A 21,186-nucleotide genomic window follows, 5' to 3' on the forward strand; every position below is an offset into this window, starting at 1 on the left:
GGGGCCGGTGCGTGCGCACGCGAGGCGGAGCGGTGACGCGCGGACGTACGCGCCGGGGCCCGCGCACCCGGCATCATCCGAACGAGAGGTCCTGGCCCGCTGTGCTGACGATCCACGCCGCGCCGCTGCTCCTCCCCCTCGGCGGGGCGGCCGTCGCGGACGGGGCGGTGGCCGTGGACGGCGACCGGATCGCCGCGCTCGGCCCGTACGAGGAGGTCGCCGCCGCCCATCCGGCCGGACGGGTCCGCCGCTGGCCCGGACTCCTCACGCCCGGACTGCGCCAGGACCGGGCCCGCGACCTGCTCACCCGCTGCTACCACCCCGACCCGCGCGAGGCCGACGAGCTGGGGGTGCTCCCGCTGCGGGGCGCGGCGTTCGAGCGGGTCGCGGCGTCGATGGACGCGACCCGCCGGGCGGGCAGCGTACGGCGGGGGCTCCAGCGGATGCTGCGGCACGGCACCACGCACCTGGCGGGCCCCCTCGACGCCGACGACCCGGTGCTGCGGACGGCGGTCGCCCGCTCCGGGCTGGTCCCCCTCCCGCCCCCGGCCCCGCCCGGCCCCGAAGGCCCGCCGGACCTGGACCCCTTCGCGTCCGGCGCCGACCTGGCCCGTACGGCGCACGGCCCGCTGGCCGTCGGGGGCCGCGCCGACCTCGCGGTGTTCGACGTGCCCGACGAGGCGGCGCTGTACGCGGCGGGCGCGCGGGCCTGCGTGGCGACGGTGCTCGCGGGGCGGCTGGTGCACCGCGCCCGCTGAGCCCCGGCGCACCGGTCACGGCACCGCCGGGCCGCTCAGGTAGCGCCCCCGGCGGTCGTACGGCCAGGCGTTGGCGACGCACCCCTTCAACCCCTTGATCTGCTGCATCATCGCGGGCGCGGGGCGGCCGGGGCCGGGGCACGTCTCGTGGCCGCGCCCCAGCCAGTGGCCGACCTCGTGGTTGATGATCAGGGCGCGGTACTCGGAGACGGGCCCGTCGAACTGCGGGGAGCCGAGCTGCCAGCGCTTGAGGTTGACCACGACCTGCTCCCCGACCCGGCAGTTGACCTCGCCGCCGGTGTCCAGGCCGTACGAACCGCAGATCCGGTCCGTCGTCGCCGCAGTCGCGATCCGGATCACCATGCCCGCCGAGCCGTCGGCGACCTGGCGGAACGACCGCTCGCCGCCGTGGCTCCAGCCGCGCGGGTCGGCCAGGACCGCGGCGATGTCCCCGGCGGCCCGGTCGGGGTCGACGCCGATCCCGTCCTCCACCTCGACCCGGTAGGCGCTGCCCCTGCCGGACGGGGCGACCCCCGCGCGGGCCACGGTGAACGTGCCGGGCCCGGAGGCGGGCACGTCCCCGGACCGCTTCGGGCGGGCCTTGCGGGACGTCTCGGCGGACCGGGTGGGGGCGGCGGTCGGGGTGGAAGGGGGCGCGGACGGCTTGGCCACCGCGTTGTCGGGAGCGCTCTCCAACGTGCCCTCCACCGCCGGGGGCGTCTCGGCGGCGGCCGCTGCCGGGCCCTCCGCCTGCTGCCAGGGGCGGCCGACGAGGAGCGCCGCGCCCGCCGCGAGCGCCAGGACCGCGAGGCCGACCGCGCGCCGCCGGTTGCGCCGTCTGCGCCGTATCCGGGCCCGCGTACGGGACCGGCTCGCCGCCCGGCCCGGCGGGCGGACGTCGCGCGCCGGGCCGGGCGGCCGCCGCCGGGACGGGGCCTCGTCGCGGACGGTCTCCTCGTACGGCGGCGGCAGGGTGCCCGCGGCGCGGCGGCGCGTCACGAGGGGGCTCCGCCGCGCGGCACCGGGTACGCGTCCGCGTAGGCGACCAGCTCCCGGAAGCGCTGGCTGCGGGCGACCCGGATCAGGTCCCCGGCGGAGACGGGGGAGGAGCCCGCCCCGGTCGGCACGGATGTGACGGAGAGGGCCACGGAGCTGCGGCCGTACCGGAACCGGAGCGAGACCTCCCTCCCCGCCCGGCCCACGCCGGGCTGCCGGAGCACGCGGGCGGGCGTGCCGTCGTCCAGGGCGACTTCGGTGCAGGTCAGCCCCTTCTGCGGGAGGTCCCGGCAGGGCGGCGACGCGGCCTCCGGCTCCGGCCGCACCGACAGGCGCACGGCGTGGACGGCGTCGCCGTGCCGCCCCCGGTAGCTCATCGCGTCGTCGCCGACCGGCAGGACGGTCCCGATCGAGTCGGGCAGCACCGCGTCCAGGACCCCGGCCGCCCGCTGCCGGTAGGCCGCCATGCGCTCGGCCTCCTCGGGGGCGAGCGGCGGGGTGGAGGAGGTCGACGTTTCCAGGGGCGGCGCCGGTTCGCCGGCACTGGGCGTCGGCTCGGGCACGGAGGCGGGGATCGGCATGGAGGGGTGGGGCTCCGTCGGTCGGGGGGATCGGGGGGACGGGTCCGGCGCGGGCCGGGAGGGGGAGGGAGAGGGCGAGGGGGCGAGGGGGGCTGCGGGCAGCGCGTCCGGACCCGGCCGCGGCCAGGGGCCCAGCGGTGACAGGCCCAGCGCCAGGGCGGTGACCGCGGCGAACGCGCCCGCCACGGTGGCCGCCCGCCTCCTGGCCCGCCGCCGGCGCCCTTCCCGTACGGCCTCCGGGACCAGGTCGGGCGGCGGGGTGAGGGCGTCGGCCGTGCGGAGCAGCGCGTCCCGCAGCAGCCGCTCCTCGTGCTCGGCGGCGTGGGGGCGGTCGCGCTGCCCGGCGGGCTCGTGCGGTTCGGGGGTCATGACCGGCCCTCAGCTTCCGGTGGAGTAGAGCTGGACGTCGCCCAGGCGGGCGCGCAGGCGGACGAGGGAGCGCGAGCACTGGCTCTTGACCGTGGACTCGCTGCACCGCAGCAGCGCGGCCACGGTCTCCACGCTCAGGTCGTCCCAGTACCGCAGGACGACCATCGCCCGCGCGCGGGGCGGCAGTTCGGCGAGCAGCGCGAGGAGGGTGACCCGGAGGTCCGCGCCCGGCGCCGGGTTGGGCTGCGGCGGGGGCGCGCTGCGGCGGTGGGCGAGGAGGTCCCGCACGGTGCGGCGCCGCTCGGCCACGAAGGTGCGGACGAGGACGGTCTTGGCGTAGGCGTCGAGGTTGTCCGCCCGGCTCGCCCTGCGCCAGTGCTGGAAGAGCTTGGCGAGCGTCGTCTGCGTCAGGTCGCGCGCGCCCTCGACGTCCCCGCACAGCAGGTAGGCCGTCCGGTACAGCCGGCGCTGCCCGGTGCGGGCGTACGCCTCGAACGCGGCACTGTCACCGTCCGCCGTGGCGCTCTCCGCCCCTGCCGGCATCCGCCCTCCCCTCTCCTCGCGCTTTCCTGCCCGTCGGGACCTCCTGGGGCAGGTCCCACCTGTTACAGAGCGGGCACACGTCGAAAAGGTTGAAGGGTAAGGCAGGTCAGTTCGAATCCGCCGGGGGGGGGCGGGCGGACCGCGCGCCGAGGGCCGCCGGCGCGCACCGCCTCCGGACGGGGGCGGCCGGGGCGGGGCTGCTTGAATGGGTGGGTGACCCGAGCATCCCTGGACAAGCAGCCGCACGAAGTCGCCTCGATGTTCGACGACGTGGCGGCCAACTACGACCTGACCAACGACGTCCTCTCGCTCGGCCAGGCCCGGCTCTGGCGCAGGGCGGTCGCGGCGGCGGTGGACGCCCGCCCCGCCCAGCGGATCCTGGACCTGGCCGCGGGCACCGCCACCTCCTCGCAGCCCTTCGTCAAGGCGGGCGCCTACGTCGTGCCGTGCGACTTCTCGCTCGGGATGCTCAGGGTCGGCAAGGAACGCCACCCCTGGATGCCGTTCACCGCGGGCGACGGGACGAGGCTGCCGTTCCGGGACGAGACGTTCGACACGGTCACCATCTCCTTCGGGCTGCGCAACATCCAGGACACCGACGCCGCGCTGCGCGAGCTGCACCGGGTGACGAAGCCCGGCGGCCGGGTCGTGATCTGCGAGTTCTCCCAGCCCACCTGGGCCCCGTTCCGCACGGTCTACACGGAGTACCTGATGCGGGCGCTGCCGCCCACCGCCCGCGCGGTCTCCTCCAACCCGGACGCCTACGTCTACCTCGCCGAGTCGATCCGGGAGTGGCCCGACCAGCGCGCGCTCGCCGCCCTGATGCAGAAGGCCGGCTGGTCGCGGGTCGCCTGGCGCAACCTGACCGGCGGCGTGGTGGCCCTGCACCGGGCCACCCGCGCCTGACGCTCAGAGCGCCAAGCGGAAGCAGTACGCCTCCACCCCGCGCGGGGTGGTGTACGACTCGGCCCGCCGCATCCCGATCCGCTCCGCGACCGCCATCGACCGGACGTTGCGGGAGTGCACCATGGCGACCACCTCGTCCACCCCCACCGCCCGCACCCGCTCCAGCGTGGTGCGCGCGGCGGCGGTGGCGTACCCCCGCCCCCACGCGGCCCGCCCCAGCCGCCAGCCGATCTCGATCGCCCCGACCGGCCCGTAGTGGCTGTGCGGCCACGGCTGCGCCCCGGCGAAGCCGAGCACCGCGTCCTCCTCGTCGGTGACGGTCCACAGGCAGTAGCCCAGCTCCGCGTCGTGCCGCCGCTGGCGCGCGGTCAACTCCTCGTACGCGGACAGTTCGGCGCTGCGCCCGCCGAAGAACTCCATGACCGCCGGGTCGTCGAACGTCCGGTGCCAGGTCAGGGCGTCCTCGTCCGTGGGGACGCGCAGGCGGACGGCGGGGGCCGAGGCGTGGGGCGTGGCAGGCGCGATCGACATGGGGGAGCCCTTCGGAGGGTTGGTCTGCAGGCCCCCATAGACTGCACGGGTCCTGTGCCGCGCGGCACGCGAATTCGAGTCTTCGGGAGATCCGACCGTGACCGAGCCCCTCTCCGAGCACAGCGCGGACGTGATCGTCGTCGGAGCGGGCCCAGCCGGCTCCACGACCGCCTACTACCTCGCCAAGGCCGGACTCGACGTCCTGCTCCTGGAGAAGACCGCCTTCCCGCGCGAGAAGGTCTGCGGCGACGGGCTCACCCCCCGCGCCACCAAGCAGCTCGTCGCCATGGGGATCGACATCTCCGAGGAGGCCGGCTGGCTGCGCAACAAGGGGCTGCGCATCATCGGCGGCGGCGTACGACTCCAGTTGGACTGGCCGGAGTTGGCGTCCTACCCCGACTACGGGCTGGTCCGCAAGCGCGACGACTTCGACGAGCAGCTCGCCCGCCAGGCGCAGAAGGCCGGCGCCCGGCTGTACGAGCGCTGCAACGTGGGCGCGCCGATCCTCGACGAGCGCACCGGCCGCATCACCGGCGTCGAGGCCAGGCTCGGCGAGGAGAAGACCCCGGTCACCTTCCACGCCCCCCTCGTCGTCGCCGCCGACGGCAACTCCACCCGCCTCTCCCTCGCGATGGGCCTGCACCGCCGCGAGGACCGCCCCATGGGCGTCGCGGTGCGCACGTACTTCACCTCGCCCCGCCACGACGACGACTACCTGGAGTCCTGGCTGGAGCTGTGGGACCGGCGCGGCCCCGAGGACCGGCTGCTGCCCGGCTACGGCTGGATCTTCGGCATGGGCGACGGCACCTCCAACGTCGGCCTCGGCATCCTCAACTCCTCCTCCGCCTTCAAGGAGCTGGACTGGCGCGAGGTGCTCAAGGCGTGGTGCGCCTCGATGCCCGCGGACTGGGGCTACACCCCGGAGAACATGACGGGGCCGATCCGGGGCGCGGCGCTCCCGATGGCCTTCAACCGGCAGCCGCACTACACCAAGGGCCTGCTGCTCGTCGGCGACGCGGGCGGCATGGTCAACCCGTTCAACGGCGAGGGCATCGCGTACGCCATGGAGTCGGGGCAGATCGCGGCCGACGTCATCGTCCAGGCGCACGCCCGCGCCACCCCCGCCCAGCGCGAACTGGCCCTGCACACCTACCCGAAGGTGCTCAAGGAGACCTACGGCGGCTACTACACGATGGGCCGCGCCTTCGTGAAGCTGATCGGCAACCCGAAGGTGATGAAGGTCGCCACCCAGCGCGGCCTCACCCACCCGCTGCTGATGCGGTTCACGCTGAAGATGCTGGCCAATCTGACCGACCCGCGGGGCGGCGACGCGATGGACCGCATCATCAACGGCCTCTCCAAGGTCGCCCCGAGCTCCTGACCCCGCGCACGCGGGCGGGAACCGGATCGGTGCGGCGCCGCGCCTGCCGACGAGCGCCCTGACCCCGCGCACGGGTGGGAACGCGCCCGCCCGCGTGCGCGCTGAGCGCGCCGGAGCCCCCGGAGACGGCCGTACGGACCGGCGGCGACGTCCTCGGGGATGGCTCGACCGGATGCCACGCCGGTGCGCGGCCCCTCTCCGGCTCCCGGCCGACCGGCTCGCCCCTCCACGCGCTCGCGAGGAGGAACCGGCCGATCCGATCGCCTCCCCGCCCGGCCGGCGGAGGCCGTCCGGGGGCTGTCCCGCCCACCGGTCGACGCGTCGGCCCGGCCCCCTTCGGGGCGCGCCCGCCGCCCCCGTCCGTTGCGGGGCGCGCGCCGGTTCGTGCCGGTTCGGGAGAGGCGCGCGGCACGGCTCCAGCGGGCCCGGAGCGTAATCCCGAGCCCCGCGCGTGATCGTGTGCGATGATTTGCGGGTATCCCCCGGTCGTCGGGCCGTTCCCGGACCGGGCGAAGCCCGCCCCCCGCCCGCAGTGGCGGCACACGGCGCGCACGAATCCTCTTGACGCACGCCCACATCGCACGCAGGCCAGCGGGGTACGGAACAAGCCGGTACAGCGCTGCTCGACCCCAAGGACAGACAGCCATGACCACCGCCTCCCTGCCCCGGAACTCCTCGCGCCCGGAACCGGGCGCCGACTCCGCCGCCGCGCTCCAGCACCACGGGCTCTTCCTGGAGCCCCGCTTCGCCGTCGACCCGACGGCGGTGGAGGACGACGAGGACGCGGACTTCGCCTACGAGGCGCTGCCCGCCCCCACCACCTCGGCGCGCGAGCCCGAGCGGACCAACCGCCGCCCCCGCCGCCGCTGACCGCACCCGCCCCGACCGGCACGCTCCGGTCCGGTCCGGTCCGGCCGGGAAACCGGTGGAGGCGCGACCGCCCCGCCGGTACCCTTGCGGCCATGTCCAGCCCCGAGTCCGACAGACTCCGGCCACCGGTGCGCCGGTGGCCGTGTTCCCGCTGAGCGCCGCCGTCCGGCCCCCCTGGGCCGCCGGCCCCGCCCCGCACGGTTCCGCCGCCGGATCACCGCGGGTCCGGGCCTTCCCCACCGCGCGTACGCGCTGAAGCGCCGCCGTACGCGCGGTCCGTGACCCGGTCGACCACGACCGGCCACTCCTCCGCCCCGCACCGGCCCCGGCCGGTGCGTCCGCGCGGCCCGCGTCCCCGCACCCCGGTCTGTCTGTCCACCGACGGTTCCGTCCAAGGGGCTTCCCACCCATGCCACTCGCTGTCTACGTCCTCGGGCTCGCTGTCTTCGCCCAGGGCACCTCGGAGTTCATGCTGTCCGGGCTCGTCTCGGGCATCGCCGCCGATCTCGACGTCTCCCTCTCCGCCGCCGGACTCCTCACCTCCGCCTTCGCCGTGGGGATGGTCGTCGGCGCGCCCCTGGCGGCGCTCGCCGGCCGCGCCTGGCCGCCGCGCCGCGCCCTGCTGTCCTTCCTCGCGCTCTTCGTCGCCGTCCACGTGGTCGGCGCGCTCACCCCCGACTACGGCGTGCTGCTGGCGACCCGGTTCGTCGGGGCCCTCGCCAACGCCGGCTTCTGGGCCGTGGCCCTGGCGGCGGCGGTCGCCATGGTCCCGGACGGGCTCAAGGGCCGCGCCACCGCCGTGGTGGTCGGCGGGGTCACGGTGGCCTGCGTGGTGGGCGTGCCGGCCGGTGCGGTGCTGGGGGAGCGGTGGGGGTGGCGGTCGGCGTTCTGGGCGGTCGCCCTGGTCTCGCTCCCCGCGTTCCTCGCGATCCTGCGCGCTCTTCCGGGCGGCCGGGGCCGGGCGGCCGTCCCCGTGCCCGTACGGGACGAGTTGCGGGCGCTCGCCGGGCCCCGCGTGCGGCCGGTCCTGCTCACGATGGCCCTGGTCCAGGGGGCGACGTTCTGCGCGTTCTCGTACCTGGAGCCGCTGCTGACCCGTGAGGCGGGGCTGGGCGCGGGCTGGGTGCCGGTGGCCCTGGCCCTGTTCGGGGCGGGCTCGTTCCTCGGGGTGACGGCGGCGGGCCGGTTCTCCGACGCCCGCCCGGTCGCCGTGGTGGCCGCGGGCATGGGCGGACTCGCGCTGGGCTGGGCCGCGCTCGGCCTGGCGGCGGGCAGTCCGGTGGCGGCCCTGGTCCTGATCCCGCTTCTCGGGATGCTCGCCTTCGGTACGGGCACCGCGCTGATCGCCCGGCTCCTGGGGCTGGCCCCCGGCGCGCCGACGCTCGCGGGGGCGTCCTGCACGACCGCGTTCAACCTGGGGGCGGTGGTGGGTCCGTGGGCGGGCGGGCTGGCGCTGGACGCCGGGCTCGGCTTCCGGGCGCCCGCCTGGGTGAGCGCAGCGCTGATGGTGCTGGCGCTGTCGGCCGCCGCGGGGACGGCGGAGGGCCGCCGCTCCCGAGCGGGGGAGCGGCGGCCCTCGATGTGATCCGGTGCGCCCGCGGGCGCTTGTGAATCAGTGAACGCGCAGGTGGGTCAGAGCACGCGGACCGCGCCGGTCGGCCGGTCGTAGTCCAGGGAGCGCTGCACGGTGCCGGTGCTGGAGTTCTGCGCACCGACGAACTCGCCGCCGCCCACGTAGATCGCCACGTGGTACGCGCTGCCCGCGCCGCCCCAGTACAGGATGTCGCCGGGCTGGAGGTTGTCCAGGGAGACCTGGGTGCCGGCGGTCGACTGGTCCTGCGAGACGCGCGGCAGGTTGATGTCGACCGAACGGAAGGCGGCCTGGACCAGGCCCGAGCAGTCCCACGAGTTGGGGCCGGTGCCGCCGGGCACGTACGCGTCGCCGACCTGGGCCTTGGCGAACGCCACGACGGCCGCGGCGGCCCCGCTCACGTTCGACGAGGAGGAGGGGGCGGACGACGAGGAGGAGGACGGGGCGGTGCCGGTGGAGTGGTTGTCGGAGGACGAGGTCGTGGCGACGCTGAGCGTCGTGCGCTCGGCGGCGCGGGAGGCGCGCTCGGCGCGCTCCTTCGCCTCGGCCTCGGCCTTGGCCTTCGCGGCGGCTTCGGCCTTCTTCTTCGCCTCCGCCTTGCGGACGGCCTCGGCCTTCGCCTGCTTGGCCTTCTTCGCGGCGCTCTCGGCCGCGGCGGTCTCGTCGGCCTGCTTCTCCAGGTCGAGGGCGACCTGCTCCGTGGCGAGCGCGGAGGCGGCAACGGCGGTGGAGAGCCCGGAGGTGATGGTGGGCATCTCGATCGTCTGGGTCACCGGCTCGGCCTGGGCCGGACCGGCCGCGCCCGCGACGGCGATGGTGCTGAGGACGCCACCGGCGACTCCGGCCCGCAGCGTCGTCTTGGAGGCGCGCTGACGGGGCTTCCGGTGGCTGGGTATGTGAGCGGTGTGGGACATGTGTACTAGCGCTATCAGGGGTGTAGGGCTTCCATCAAGAAACGTGGGTTGCGACACAGTTACGTTCGGAATCCGTGAATCCGCTTTCCATGGGCCCTTATTGACGCCGTAACGGGCAAATCGGACAGCGACGATCACCCCCGTGATCACGGGGTTTCTGCAATACGCCCGAATTGCCCGCCACCTACCATCCGTTCACACGGATGGCCAAGCCCGGTGTTTCGGGGGGCTGCCCCGTGTGGCGCAGGTCACAGTGGATATCCGCCACGGGCGGCGGCGTGCGCGGGGCGGGGGCGCCGGTCGCGCACCCGGCGCCGGGACCGCTCGGGGAGGGCGTCGGAAGTTCGTGAATGCGTGCACATGTCCCCATCGCTCCTCGCGACCCCCTCGTCCGGGTGAGTCCCCGGCCCGGTCCGAGCGGGGCTCGGGCGGCGGGCCGTTGGGGATCGGACCCTTTATCACCTGACGGCTGCTCACCGCCAATTTGCGTGTAGGGGCTGTTGATTGATAGCGCAACACGTCTTTGACCAGCGGTGACACCCGCGAATGTCACGTCTCGTGATCACTCGGCCGCTTCGCGTACGAAGATCACCACTCATAGGACTTCATGATCCTTCGTCAGGTGGTGGAGATCACAAAGCCGTTGCCGTACCCCGTGTCGCAGATCACAGGCGGACGGGCATAGGATGCGGGGCAGTCGGGCTTGTGAACTGCCTCACATGTGCACGATCTTGGTGAGGTGGCGAGCCGGTCGCCCGATGCGGTCCAACGGTCAAGGACGACTGGAAGGAGCGAGGAGCGTGAATGCCTACGCGCCCATCCTCGTGCTCGGCGCCCTGGGGGCAGGGTTTGCGATCTTCTCCGTGGTCATGGCCACGCTTATCGGCCCCAAGCGGTACAACCGGGCAAAGCTGGAAGCGTACGAATGCGGTATCGAACCCACGCCGACCCCGGCCGGAGGCGGCCGCTTTCCCATCAAGTACTACCTGACGGCGATGCTTTTCATCGTCTTCGACATCGAGATCGTCTTCCTCTATCCCTGGGCGGTCTCCTTCGACGCCCTGGGGATCTTCGGGCTCGTCGAGATGCTGCTCTTCGTGCTCACCGTCTTCGTCGCCTACGCGTACGTCTGGCGTCGCGGCGGCCTGGAATGGGACTGAGGGGCTGAGGGGCACACCATGGGACTGGAAGAGAAACTGCCGAGCGGCTTCGTGCTGACCACGGTCGAGCAGGCCGCGGGCTGGGTGCGGAAGTCCTCCGTCTTCCCGGCCACGTTCGGACTCGCCTGCTGCGCCATCGAGATGATGACGACCGGCGCGGGCCGCTACGACCTGGCCCGGTTCGGGATGGAGGTCTTCCGCGGATCGCCGCGGCAGGCGGACCTGATGATCGTCGCCGGGCGGGTGAGCCAGAAGATGGCCCCCGTCCTGCGGCAGGTCTACGACCAGATGCCGAATCCCAAGTGGGTCATCTCCATGGGGGTTTGCGCGTCATCGGGCGGAATGTTCAACAACTACGCGATCGTGCAGGGCGTCGACCACATCGTCCCGGTCGACATCTATCTGCCGGGCTGCCCGCCGCGCCCCGAGATGCTGATGGACGCCATCCTCAAGCTCCACCAGAAGATCCAGGGCTCCAAGCTCGGGGTCAACGCGGAGGAGGCCGCCCGCGAGGCGGAGGAGGCGGCCCTCAAGGCCCTGCCCCTGATCGAGATGAAGGGGCTGCTGCGGTGAGCGACCAGAACCCCGGCGCCGAGCAGAACGGCAGCGCCGTACCCGCCCCGCGCGACACCACCGCGGAGGTCATCCGCGTGCGCAAGGGCATGTTCGGCGCGAACAATGGCGGCGACACCTCCGGTTACGGCGGCCTCGTCCGCACCGTCGCCCTGCCCCCCGCCGCCGCCCGGCCCTACGGCGGGTGGTTCGACGAGGTGGCCGACGAGCTGGAAGGGGCCCTGGAGGAACAGGGCCTGCTTCCCGAGAACGCCATCGAGCGGACGGTCGTCGACCGCGGTGAGCTGACCTTCCGCATCGCCCGCGAGCACCTGGTCCAGGTCGCCCGCACGCTGCGCGACGACCCCGCGCTGCGCTTCGAGCTCTGCACCGGCGTCAGCGGCGTCCACTTCCCCGGCGACAAGGGCCGCGAACTGCACGCCGTCTACCACCTGCGCTCCCTCACCCACGGCCGGCTCATCCGGCTGGAGGTGTCCGCCCCGGACAGCGACCCGCACGTCCCGTCGCTCGTCGAGGTCTACCCGACCAACGACTGGCACGAGCGCGAGGCGTACGACTTCTTCGGGCTCGTCTTCGACGGCCACCCGGCCCTGACGCGGATCATGATGCCGGACGACTGGCAGGGCTTCCCGCAGCGCAAGGACTACCCGCTCGGCGGCATCGCCGTCGAGTACAAGGGCGCCCAGATCCCGGCTCCGGACCAGCGGAGGTCGTACTCCTGATGACCACTCCCCGTGCAACACCCCGCGCCACGACCGAGGGGACCGTCTACACCGTCACCGGCGGCGACTGGGACGAGGTCGTCGAGTCCGCCGTGAAGTCGGACGACGAGCGCATCATCGTCAACATGGGCCCCCAGCACCCGTCCACGCACGGCGTGCTGCGGCTCATCCTGGAGATCGACGGCGAGACCGTCACCGAGGCCCGCTGCGGCATCGGCTACCTCCACACCGGCATCGAGAAGAACCTCGAATTCCGCAACTGGACCCAGGGCACCACCTTCGTCACGCGGATGGACTACCTCACGCCGTTCTTCAACGAGACGGCGTACTGCCTGGGCGTCGAGAAGCTCCTCGGCATCGAGGACCAGATCCCCGACCGGGCCACCGTCGTGCGCGTCCTGCTGATGGAGCTGAACCGGCTCTCCTCCCACCTGGTGTGCATCGCCACCGGCGGCATGGAGCTGGGCGCGACCACGATCATGATCTACGGCTTCCGCGACCGCGAGCTCGTCCTCGACCTCTTCGAGCTGATCACCGGACTGCGGATGAACCACGCGTTCGTCCGCCCCGGCGGCCTCGCCCAGGACCTGCCCCCCGGCGCCGTCGACCAACTGCGCGCCTTCATCACGACCATGAAGAAGAACCTGCCGGAGTACGACAAGCTCGCCACCGGCAACCCCATCTTCAAGGCCCGGATGCAGGACGTCGGCTACCTCGACCTCACCGGCTGCATGGCGCTCGGCGCGACCGGGCCGGTGCTCCGCTCCGCCGGACTCCCGCACGACCTGCGCAAGAGCGACCCGTACTGCGGCTACGAGACCTACGACTTCGAGGTCCCCACCGCCGACACCTGCGACTCCTACGGCCGCTTCCTCATCCGGCTGGAGGAGATGCGCCAGTCGCTCCGGATCATCGAGCAGTGCGTCGACCGCCTGGCGCCCGGACCGGTCATGGTCGCCGACCGGAAGATCGCCTGGCCCGCCCAGCTCGCCCTCGGGCCGGACGGCCTCGGCAACTCCCTCGACCACATCCGGAACATCATGGGCACCTCCATGGAGGCCCTGATCCACCACTTCAAGCTGGTGACCGAGGGCTTCCGGGTCCCGGTCGGGCAGGTGTACACCGCCGTCGAGTCCCCCAAGGGCGAACTCGGCGTCCACGTCGTCTCCGACGGCGGCACCCGCCCCTACCGGGTCCACTTCCGCGACCCGTCCTTCACCAACCTCCAGGCCATGGCGGCCATGTGCGAAGGCGGCCAGGTCGCCGACGTCATCGTCGCCGTCGCGTCCATCGACCCCGTGATGGGAGGCGTCGACCGGTGACCGCACCACGCCAAGACGTCAGTCTGGGGATGCCGCAGCTCCCCCCCGCCCCCTACCCGGCCGACGTGCGCGCCCGGCTCGACGCGGACGCGAAGGAGGTGATCGCCCGCTACCCCGGCAGCCGCTCCGCCCTCCTGCCGCTGCTGCACCTCGTGCAGTCCGAGGAGGGGTTCGTCTCCCGTACGGGCATCGCCTTCTGCGCCGAGACGCTCGGCCTCACCACCGCCGAGGTCACCGCCGTCGCGACCTTCTACACCATGTACCGGCGCAGGGCCGGCGGCGACTACCAGGTCGGCGTCTGCACCAACACCCTCTGCGCGGTCATGGGCGGCGACGCCATCTTCGACACGCTCAAGGAGCACCTCGGCGTCGGCAACGACGAGACCACCGAGGACGGCAAGGTCACCCTCGAACACATCGAGTGCAACGCCGCCTGCGACTTCGCGCCCGTCGTGATGGTCAACTGGGAGTTCTTCGACAACCAGACGCCCGAGAGCGCCACCCGGCTCGTCGACGACCTGATCGCCGGGCGGACCGTCGAGCCCACCCGCGGCGCTCCCCTCTGCTCGTACAAGGAGACCGCCCGCATCCTGGCCGGCTTCCCCGACGAGCGCCCCGGAGCCGTCGCGGCGAGCGGCGGCGCGGGCCCCGCCTCCCTCATCGGGCTGCGGCTCGCCAAGGGCGAGGCGCCCTCCCGCGCGCGGGTCGTCTCCCCGCGCGCGGGGCAGCAGCAGCACCGCGACGGGCAGCCGCACGACCCCTCGCCCTCCGAACACCTCAGCTCGCACGACGCACCGCAGCAGACCTCGGCCTCCGACCCGGAGCACCCGGCCGGGCCCGCAGCCGAGGAGGGGGAGTGATGACCTTGGCCGCCGAGATCGACCACAACGGGACGAGCCCCGAGAAACTGCTCGCACCCGTCCTCTCCTCCTTCTGGGACCAGCCCGAGTCCTGGACGCTGGAGACCTACCGCCGCCACGAGGGCTACGAGGGCCTGCGCAAGGCGCTCGCCATGTCGCCCGACGACCTCATCGCCTACGTCAAGGACTCCGGTCTGCGCGGACGCGGCGGCGCGGGCTTCCCCACCGGGATGAAGTGGCAGTTCATCCCGCAGGGAGACGGCAAGCCGCACTACCTCGTCGTCAACGCCGACGAATCGGAGCCGGGCACCTGCAAGGACATGCCGCTCCTGTTCGCCAACCCGCACAGCCTCATCGAGGGCATCGTGATCGCCTGCTACGCGATCCGCTCCTCGCACGCCTTCATCTATCTGCGCGGTGAGGTCGTCCCCGTGCTGCGGCGGCTGCACGAGGCCGTACGAGAGGCGTACGAGGCGGGTTATCTGGGGAACGACATCCTCGGCTCAGGACTCGATCTGGAACTCACGGTGCACGCGGGCGCCGGTGCGTACATCTGTGGTGAGGAAACCGCGCTGCTCGACTCTCTCGAAGGACGCCGCGGCCAGCCCCGGCTGCGTCCCCCCTTCCCCGCGGTCGCCGGTCTGTACGCCTGTCCCACTGTGGTGAACAACGTCGAGTCCATCGCCTCGGTTCCCGCGATCCTGAACAAGGGCAAGGACTGGTTCAGGTCGATGGGCAGCGAGAAGTCTCCCGGCTTCACGCTCTACTCGCTCAGCGGCCACGTCGCCAGCCCCGGCCAGTACGAGGCGCCGCTCGGCATCACGCTGCGCCAGCTCCTCGACATGAGCGGCGGAATGCGCGCGGGCCACCGGCTGAAGTTCTGGACCCCCGGCGGATCCTCCACCCCGATGTTCACCGAGGAACACCTCGACGTCCCCCTCGACTACGAGGGCGTCGGCGCGGCCGGGTCCATGCTCGGCACCAAGGCGCTCCAGTGCTTCGACGAGACGACCTGCGTCGTGCGGGCCGTCACCCGCTGGACCGAGTTCTACGCCCACGAGTCCTGCGGCAAGTGCACGCCCTGCCGTGAGGGGACGTACTGGCTGGTCCAGTTGCTCCGCGACATCGAGGCCGGACGGGGCGAGGCGGCCGACCTCGACAAGCTCAACGACATCGCCGACAACATCAACGGCAAGTCCTTCTGCGCGCTGGGAGACGGTGCGGCCTCGCCCATCTTCTCCTCCCTCAAGTACTTCCGCGAGGAGTACGAGCGGCACATCACCGGCAAGGGCTGCCCCTTCGACCCCGCCCGGTCCACGGCATGGGCCGACGACAAGAACGCTCACCGGGGGGTGAACGCATGACAGTCACCACGAGTGCGCCCTCCGGGGGCGGCGAGGCGGCCGTTCCGCCGGAGGACCTGGTCACGCTGACCATCGACGGCATCGAGATCAGCGTCCCCAAGGGGACCCTGGTCATCCGGGCCGCCGAACTCCTCGGCATCGAGATCCCGCGCTTCTGCGACCACCCGCTCCTCGATCCCGCCGGCGCCTGCCGCCAGTGCATCGTCGAGGTCGAGGGCCAGCGCAAGCCGATGGCCTCCTGCACCATCACCTGCACCGACGGCATGGTCGTCAAGTCGCAGATCACCTCGCCCGTCGCCGAGAAGGCGCAGAAGGGCGTGATGGAGCTGCTGCTGATCAACCATCCGCTGGACTGCCCCGTCTGCGACAAGGGCGGCGAGTGCCCGCTCCAGAACCAGGCGATGTCGCACGGCGGGACCGACTCCCGCTTCGACGGCCGCAAGCGCACCTTCGAGAAGCCCGTCCCGATCTCCACCCAGGTCCTGCTGGACCGCGAGCGCTGCGTGCTGTGCGCGCGCTGCACCCGGTTCTCCAACCAGGTGGCGGGCGACCCGATGATCGAGCTGGTCGAGCGCGGCGCGCTCCAGCAGGTCGGCACCGGCGAGGGCGACCCCTTCCAGTCGTACTTCTCCGGCAACACCATCCAGATCTGCCCGGTCGGCGCGCTGACCTCGGCGGCGTACCGCTTCCGCTCCCGCCCCTTCGACCTGGTCTCCACCCCCTCGGTGTGCGAGCAGTGCGCGGGCGGCTGCTCGACGCGCACCGACCACCGGCGCGGCAAGGTCATGCGCCGCCTCGCGGCCAACGAGCCCGAGGTCAACGAGGAGTGGCTCTGCGACAAGGGGAGGTTCGCCTTCCGCTACGCCCAGCAGCGCGACCGCCTCACCACCCCGCTGGTCCGCAACGCCGAGGGCGTCCTGGAACCGGCGAGCTGGCCCGAGGCGCTGGAGGCGGCGGCAGCCGGGCTCCTCGCCGCCCGCGGCCGCACCGGCGTCCTGACCGGCGGCCGGCTGACCGTCGAGGACGCCTACGCGTACAGCAAGTTCGCCCGTGTCGCCCTCGGCACCAACGACATCGACTTCCGCGCGCGCGTCCACAGCGCCGAGGAGGCCGACTTCCTGGCGGCGCGCGTCGCCGGACGCGGCCTGGACCTGGACGGCGACGGCGTCACGTACACCGCGCTGGAGAAGGCCCCCGCGGTCCTGCTCGTCGGGTTCGAGGCGGAGGAGGAGGCCCCCGGCGTCTTCCTGCGGCTGCGCAAGGCCCACCGCAAGAAGGGGCAGCGGACCTTCGCGCTCGCCTCGCACGCCACCCGCGGCCTGGTGAAGGCGGGCGGCACGCTGCTCCCCGCCGCCCCCGGTACGGAGACCGAGTGGCTGGACGCGCTCGCGGGCGGCGTCGGCCTGGAGGCCGAGGGCTCGGCCGCGGCCGAGGCGCTGCGCGGCGAGGGCTCCCTGATCATCGTCGGCGAACGGCTCGCCGGGGTGCCCGGCGCCCTGTCCGCCGCCGTGCGCACGGCCGCCGCCACCGGCGCACGCCTGGTGTGGATTCCGCGCCGGGCGGGCGACCGGGGCGCGGTGGAGGCGGGCGCGCTCCCGTCGCTGCTGCCCGGCGGCCGACCGGCCACCGACCCGCGCGCGCGGGACGAGGTGGCGGAGGTGTGGCGCGTCGCCGCGCTGCCCTCGCACCACGGCCGCGACACCGGTCAGATCGTCGAGGCCGCCGCCACCGGCGAGCTGGGCGCGCTGCTGGTCGCCGGGGTCGGGGTCGAGGACCTGCCGGATCCGGCGCGCGCGCTCCGGGCGCTGGACGAGGTCGGCTTCCTGGTCTCCCTGGAGCTGCGGCCGAGCGCGGTCACCGACCGGGCCGACGTGGTCCTCCCGGTCGCCGCCGTCGCGGAGAAGTCCGGCACCTTCCTCAACTGGGAGGGCCGGGTCCGGATGTTCCAGGCCGCGCTGAAGCCCGAGCAGATGCCCCGGACGCTCGCGCCGACGGACGCGCGCGTCCTGCACATGCTGGCCGACGCCATGGACGTCCACCTCGCGCTGCCGGACCTGACCGCCGCCCGCCGCGAGCTGGACCGGCTCGGCGGCTGGGAGGGCGGCCACGCGGACGACCCGCGCGAGTCGGCGCGGCCGCTGCCCAGGCCCGGCGACGGCGAGGCGGTCCTCGCGGGCCACCGGATGCTGCTGGACCTGGGCCGGCTCCAGGAGGGCGACACCGCGCTCGCCGGGACCCGGCACGCGGCCGTCGCCCGGCTCTCCGCGTCCACCGCCGCCGAGTCCGGCGTCAAGGACGGCGATCTGCTCGCCGTCACCGGACCCGCCGGCTCCGTCACCCTGCCCCTCCAGGTCACCGACATGCCGGACCGGGTGGTCTGGGTGCCGCTGAACTCGGTGGGGCGCGGCATCCCCGCCGACACCGGGGCCGTCCCCGGCGGCCTGGTACGGATCGGCCCCGCCGCGGCGGGCGCCCCCGTCGTCCCCTCGGAGGTACGAGCGTGACCGGCCTCACCGCACTCACGACGGCGTCCGACCGCGCCGTCCTCGCCGCCGAGGATCTCTCGATGTTCGGCACCGACCCCTGGTGGCTCGTCCTCCTCAAGGCGGTCTTCTGCTTCGCGTTCCTGATGCTGACCGTGCTGTTCTCCATCGTGTGGGAGCGCAAGGTCGTCGCCTGGATGCAGTTGCGCATCGGCCCCAACCGGCACGGCCCCTGGGGGCTGCTCCAGTCGCTCGCCGACGGCATCAAGCTGATGCTGAAGGAAGACGTCATCGTCAAGCGGGCCGACAAGGTCGTCTACGTCCTGGCCCCGATCGTCGCGGCCATCCCGGCGTTCATGGCCATCGCCGTCATCCCGTTCGGCCCGGCCGACAACCAGGTGTCGATCTTCGGCCACCGGACGGCGATGCAGCTCACCGACCTCCCGATCGCGATGCTCTACATCCTCGCGGTCGCCTCGGTCGGCATCTACGGCATCGTGCTCGCGGGCTGGTCCTCCGGATCGACGTACCCGCTGCTCGGCGGGTTGCGCTCGTGCGCCCAGATGATCAGCTACGAGATCGCGATGGGCGCCGCGTTCGCCTCGGTGTTCCTCTACTCCGGGTCGATGTCGACCTCGGCGATCGTGGAGGCGCAGGCGGACCGGTGGTTCGTCATCCTGCTGCCGGTCTCCTTCATCATCTACGTCGTCACGATGGTCGGGGAGACCAACCGGGCCCCGTTCGACATGCCGGAGTCCGAGGGCGACCTCGTCGGCGGGTTCAACACCGAGTACTCCTCGATCAAGTTCGCGATGTTCATGCTCGCCGAGTACGTCAACATGGTCACCGTCTCCGCGGTCTCCGTGACCCTCTTCCTCGGCGGCTGGCGGGCCCCGTACCCGGTCAGCACCTTCTGGGAGGGCGCGAACCAGGGCTGGTGGCCCATGCTCTGGTTCGTCGTCAAGGTCCAACTGCTCCTCTTCTTCTTCATCTGGCTGCGCGGCACCCTGCCCCGCGTCCGCTACGACCAGTTGATGAAGCTCGGCTGGAAGGTCCTGATCCCGGTCTCGGTGGTCTGGCTGATGCTCGTCGCCACCGTGCGCGCCCTGCGCAACGAGGGGTACGACTTCTCCCGGATCGTCCTGTACGTCGCCGGCGCGGTGATCGCGGTCCTGCTGGTCTCGTTCGTCGTGGACCTGTTCCGCGACCGCGGGAAGCGGGCCGAGGCGGCGGACGCCGGACCCGAGCCGGACTTCGACCCGATGGCGGGCGGCTTCCCGGTGCCCCCGCTGCCCGGACAGACCCTCCCGCCGGTGCCCCGGCGCAGGCCGCGGCGCGAGCGGGAGCTCGTTGTCAGTGGCGGAGTGGATACTCAGAGTGACAGAAACGCGAGCGACGGAAAGGAGGCCGGCGGTGTCTGAGAAACCAGAGCTCACGGGCTCATCGCCATCCGGTGGGGCCTCGGGGGGGTCGGGGGAGAAGTTCCAGAACCCCGTGGCCGGCTTCGGCGTGACCTTCAAGGCCATGTTCAAGAAGCGGCTGACCGAGCAGTATCCGGAGACGCCGAAGGTGACGGCGCCCCGCTTCCACGGCCGCCACCAGCTCAACCGCCACCCGGACGGCCTGGAGAAGTGCGTCGGTTGCGAGCTGTGCGCCTGGGCCTGTCCGGCGGACGCCATCTACGTGGAGGGCGCGGACAACACCGACGAGGAGCGCTACTCGCCGGGCGAGCGCTACGGCCGCGTCTACCAGATCAACTACGCGCGCTGCATCCTGTGCGGGCTCTGCATCGAGGCGTGCCCCACGCGGGCGCTGACGATGACCAACGAGTTCGAGCTGGCCAACACCACCCGCGCGAGCCTCATCTACACCAAGGACGAGCTGCTCGCGGGGTTGGAGGACGGCATGGTCGACTCCCCGCACGCGATCTTCCCCGGCATGGACGAACAGGACTACTACCGGGGCCTGGTCACCGAAGCGGCGCCCGGCACCGTCCGCCAGAGGGCCGTGTCCAAGGGCGAGGGCGACAAGCCGGACGAGGACCCCATCGAGTCGGCGCGGGCCGCCGACGCCCGGCGGGACAGGGGGGTGGGCGCGTGAGCTCGCTGGCCGCAGCCACCGCGACCTCGACCGGCGAGGCCGTCCAGTTCTGGATTCTGGGCACCGTCGCCGTGATCGGAGCGCTCTCCACGGTCCTGCTGAAGAAGTCCGTGCACAGCGCCCTGTCGCTCGCCGGGACGATGGTGGTCCTGGCCGTCTTCTACCTCGCCAACGGGGCCTACTTCCTGGGCGTCGTCCAGATCGTCGTCTACACCGGCGCGATCATGATGCTGTTCCTCTTCGTCGTCATGCTCGTCGGCGTCACCGCGGCGGACTCCCTCAAGGAGACCCTCAAGGGCCAGCGCTGGCTGGCCCTGGGGTGCGCCCTCGGCTTCGGCGTCCTGCTGATCGCGGGCATCGGCCAGGCGTCCCTCTCCACGTTCAACGGGCTGGGCGCGGCCAACGCCCGCCACGGCGGCAACGTCGAGGGCCTGGCCAACCTCATCTTCACCAAGTACGTCTTCGCGTTCGAGATCACCGGCGCCCTGCTGATCACCGCGACCGTCGGCGCGATGGTGCTCACGCACCGCGAGCGCACCGAACGGGCCAGGACCCAGCGGGAGATGTCCCAGGACCGCGTGCGCGGCAAGCACCTCCCGCCGCTGCCCGCCCCCGGCGTCTACGCCCGGCACAACGCGGTGGACATCGCCGGCCTGCTCCCCGACGGCACGCCGTCCGAGCTGACCGTCATGAAGACCCTGCGCGACCGCGGCCAGGTCCGCGACGTGTCGCAGCAGTCCCTCGCCGACCTCAAGGCCCTGGAGCAGCGCTCCGGGGAGCGGCTCGGACGTGAGGACGCGGACGCCGTGTTCCGGGGCGCGGGCCCCGCGGCCGCGGCGGAGAACTCGGAGGCCGCCCAGTGAACCCGGTCAACTACCTCTACCTCGCGGCCCTGCTGTTCGCGATCGGCGCCTCCGGGGTGCTGATCCGGCGGAACGCGATCGTGGTGTTCATGTGCGTCGAGCTGATGCTCAACGCCTGCAATCTGGCGCTCGTGACGTTCTCCCGGATGCACGGCAACCTCGACGGGCAGATCGTCGCGTTCTTCACGATGGTCGTCGCCGCCGCGGAAGTCGTCGTCGGACTCGCGATCATCGTGTCGTTGTTCCGCTCCCGCCACTCGGCCTCGGTCGACGACGCCAGCCTGATGAAGCTGTAAGGG

21 protein-coding genes are annotated in these 21,186 nt (G+C 72.9%); 16 read left to right on the plus strand and 5 right to left on the minus strand.

Annotated features, from left to right (window positions below):
* The first annotated feature begins 101 nt into the window (after positions 1-101).
* Positions 102-758 carry an imidazolonepropionase-like domain-containing protein gene (locus ACZ6EJ_RS02000; protein ID WP_469263829.1) on the plus strand — a complete coding sequence of 219 codons (657 nt, stop codon included), beginning with the start codon at positions 102-104 and terminating at the stop codon, positions 756-758.
* A gap of 15 nt (positions 759-773) precedes the next feature.
* On the opposite strand, the gene ACZ6EJ_RS02005 is transcribed toward ACZ6EJ_RS02000, so the two are convergent.
* Genes ACZ6EJ_RS02005 through ACZ6EJ_RS02015 form a run of 3 tightly spaced genes read right to left on the minus strand, consistent with a single transcriptional unit; the run spans position 774 to position 3,247 of the window.
* Entirely contained in the window at positions 774-1,757 is a 984-nt protein-coding gene (locus ACZ6EJ_RS02005) for a DUF3152 domain-containing protein (RefSeq protein WP_469263831.1), read from the minus strand.
* Positions 1,754-2,704 carry a hypothetical protein gene (locus ACZ6EJ_RS02010; RefSeq protein WP_469263833.1) on the minus strand — a complete coding sequence of 317 codons (951 nt, stop codon included), beginning with the start codon at positions 2,702-2,704 and terminating at the stop codon, positions 1,754-1,756. Before ACZ6EJ_RS02010 ends, ACZ6EJ_RS02005 begins: the two co-directional genes overlap by 4 nt.
* Before the next feature lie 9 nt (positions 2,705-2,713).
* A complete protein-coding gene (locus tag ACZ6EJ_RS02015; RefSeq protein ID WP_469263835.1) occupies positions 2,714-3,247 on the minus strand; it encodes a SigE family RNA polymerase sigma factor in 534 nt (177 codons plus the stop codon).
* A gap of 213 nt (positions 3,248-3,460) precedes the next feature.
* Here ACZ6EJ_RS02015 and ACZ6EJ_RS02020 point away from each other — a divergent pair, with 213 nt between their 5' ends.
* Positions 3,461-4,153 carry a demethylmenaquinone methyltransferase gene (locus ACZ6EJ_RS02020; protein WP_469263837.1) on the plus strand — a complete coding sequence of 231 codons (693 nt, stop codon included), beginning with the start codon at positions 3,461-3,463 and terminating at the stop codon, positions 4,151-4,153.
* Positions 4,154-4,156: 3 nt separating this feature from the next.
* On the opposite strand, the gene ACZ6EJ_RS02025 is transcribed toward ACZ6EJ_RS02020, so the two are convergent.
* A complete protein-coding gene (locus ACZ6EJ_RS02025; protein ID WP_469263838.1) occupies positions 4,157-4,684 on the minus strand; it encodes a GNAT family N-acetyltransferase in 528 nt (175 codons plus the stop codon).
* 97 nt (positions 4,685-4,781) lie between these two features.
* Here ACZ6EJ_RS02025 and ACZ6EJ_RS02030 point away from each other — a divergent pair, with 97 nt between their 5' ends.
* From ACZ6EJ_RS02030 to ACZ6EJ_RS02040, 3 genes are all read left to right on the plus strand, one after another.
* Complete coding sequence (locus ACZ6EJ_RS02030) at positions 4,782-6,065, plus strand: geranylgeranyl reductase family protein (protein WP_469263840.1); 1,284 nt, start codon at positions 4,782-4,784, stop codon at positions 6,063-6,065.
* A gap of 645 nt (positions 6,066-6,710) precedes the next feature.
* The gene (locus tag ACZ6EJ_RS02035) at positions 6,711-6,935 is read left to right on the plus strand and encodes a hypothetical protein (RefSeq protein WP_469263841.1); all 225 of its coding nucleotides are present in this window, start codon (positions 6,711-6,713) and stop codon (positions 6,933-6,935) included.
* Positions 6,936-7,344: 409 nt separating this feature from the next.
* Entirely contained in the window at positions 7,345-8,520 is a 1,176-nt protein-coding gene (locus tag ACZ6EJ_RS02040) for a Cmx/CmrA family chloramphenicol efflux MFS transporter (RefSeq protein WP_469263842.1), read from the plus strand.
* A 47-nt stretch (positions 8,521-8,567) separates the two neighbouring features.
* Here ACZ6EJ_RS02040 and ACZ6EJ_RS02045 read toward each other — a convergent pair whose 3' ends face one another.
* Positions 8,568-9,440, minus strand: coding sequence for a C40 family peptidase (locus ACZ6EJ_RS02045; RefSeq protein WP_469263844.1), 873 nt, complete (start codon positions 9,438-9,440; stop codon positions 8,568-8,570).
* Positions 9,441-10,240: 800 nt separating this feature from the next.
* On the opposite strand from ACZ6EJ_RS02045, the gene ACZ6EJ_RS02050 reads away from it, so the two are divergent.
* Genes ACZ6EJ_RS02050 through nuoK form a run of 11 tightly spaced genes read left to right on the plus strand, consistent with a single transcriptional unit; the run spans position 10,241 to position 21,183 of the window.
* Positions 10,241-10,600 (plus strand): NADH-quinone oxidoreductase subunit A, encoded by a 360-nt coding sequence (locus ACZ6EJ_RS02050; protein ID WP_003967084.1) that lies wholly within the window; start codon positions 10,241-10,243, stop codon positions 10,598-10,600.
* 18 nt (positions 10,601-10,618) lie between these two features.
* Positions 10,619-11,173, plus strand: coding sequence for a NuoB/complex I 20 kDa subunit family protein (locus tag ACZ6EJ_RS02055; RefSeq protein ID WP_111337185.1), 555 nt, complete (start codon positions 10,619-10,621; stop codon positions 11,171-11,173).
* Positions 11,170-11,895: an NADH-quinone oxidoreductase subunit C gene (locus ACZ6EJ_RS02060; protein ID WP_469263846.1), complete on the plus strand. Its 726-nt coding sequence runs from the start codon at positions 11,170-11,172 to the stop codon at positions 11,893-11,895. Before ACZ6EJ_RS02055 ends, ACZ6EJ_RS02060 begins: the two co-directional genes overlap by 4 nt.
* Complete coding sequence (locus tag ACZ6EJ_RS02065) at positions 11,895-13,217, plus strand: NADH-quinone oxidoreductase subunit D (RefSeq protein WP_469263848.1); 1,323 nt, start codon at positions 11,895-11,897, stop codon at positions 13,215-13,217. The genes ACZ6EJ_RS02060 and ACZ6EJ_RS02065 overlap by 1 nt, the downstream gene beginning before the upstream one ends.
* A gap of 29 nt (positions 13,218-13,246) precedes the next feature.
* The gene (nuoE, locus tag ACZ6EJ_RS02070) at positions 13,247-14,077 is read left to right on the plus strand and encodes an NADH-quinone oxidoreductase subunit NuoE (protein WP_469263850.1); all 831 of its coding nucleotides are present in this window, start codon (positions 13,247-13,249) and stop codon (positions 14,075-14,077) included.
* A complete protein-coding gene (gene nuoF / locus ACZ6EJ_RS02075; protein WP_469263851.1) occupies positions 14,077-15,441 on the plus strand; it encodes an NADH-quinone oxidoreductase subunit NuoF in 1,365 nt (454 codons plus the stop codon). Before nuoE ends, nuoF begins: the two co-directional genes overlap by 1 nt.
* Entirely contained in the window at positions 15,438-17,945 is a 2,508-nt protein-coding gene (locus tag ACZ6EJ_RS02080; protein ID WP_469263853.1) for an NADH-quinone oxidoreductase subunit G, read from the plus strand. Before nuoF ends, ACZ6EJ_RS02080 begins: the two co-directional genes overlap by 4 nt.
* Positions 17,942-19,345, plus strand: a complete 1,404-nt coding sequence (gene nuoH / locus ACZ6EJ_RS02085; protein WP_469263854.1) for an NADH-quinone oxidoreductase subunit NuoH — start codon at positions 17,942-17,944, stop codon at positions 19,343-19,345. The genes ACZ6EJ_RS02080 and nuoH overlap by 4 nt, the downstream gene beginning before the upstream one ends.
* Positions 19,338-20,024: an NADH-quinone oxidoreductase subunit NuoI gene (gene nuoI / locus ACZ6EJ_RS02090; protein WP_469263856.1), complete on the plus strand. Its 687-nt coding sequence runs from the start codon at positions 19,338-19,340 to the stop codon at positions 20,022-20,024. Before nuoH ends, nuoI begins: the two co-directional genes overlap by 8 nt.
* Entirely contained in the window at positions 20,021-20,887 is an 867-nt protein-coding gene (locus ACZ6EJ_RS02095) for an NADH-quinone oxidoreductase subunit J (RefSeq protein ID WP_469263858.1), read from the plus strand. Before nuoI ends, ACZ6EJ_RS02095 begins: the two co-directional genes overlap by 4 nt.
* Positions 20,884-21,183 (plus strand): NADH-quinone oxidoreductase subunit NuoK, encoded by a 300-nt coding sequence (nuoK, locus tag ACZ6EJ_RS02100; RefSeq protein WP_007451729.1) that lies wholly within the window; start codon positions 20,884-20,886, stop codon positions 21,181-21,183. The genes ACZ6EJ_RS02095 and nuoK overlap by 4 nt, the downstream gene beginning before the upstream one ends.
* The last annotated feature ends 3 nt before the right edge of the window (positions 21,184-21,186 follow it).

This window comes from Streptomyces sp. NPDC041970, assembly GCF_055588985.1.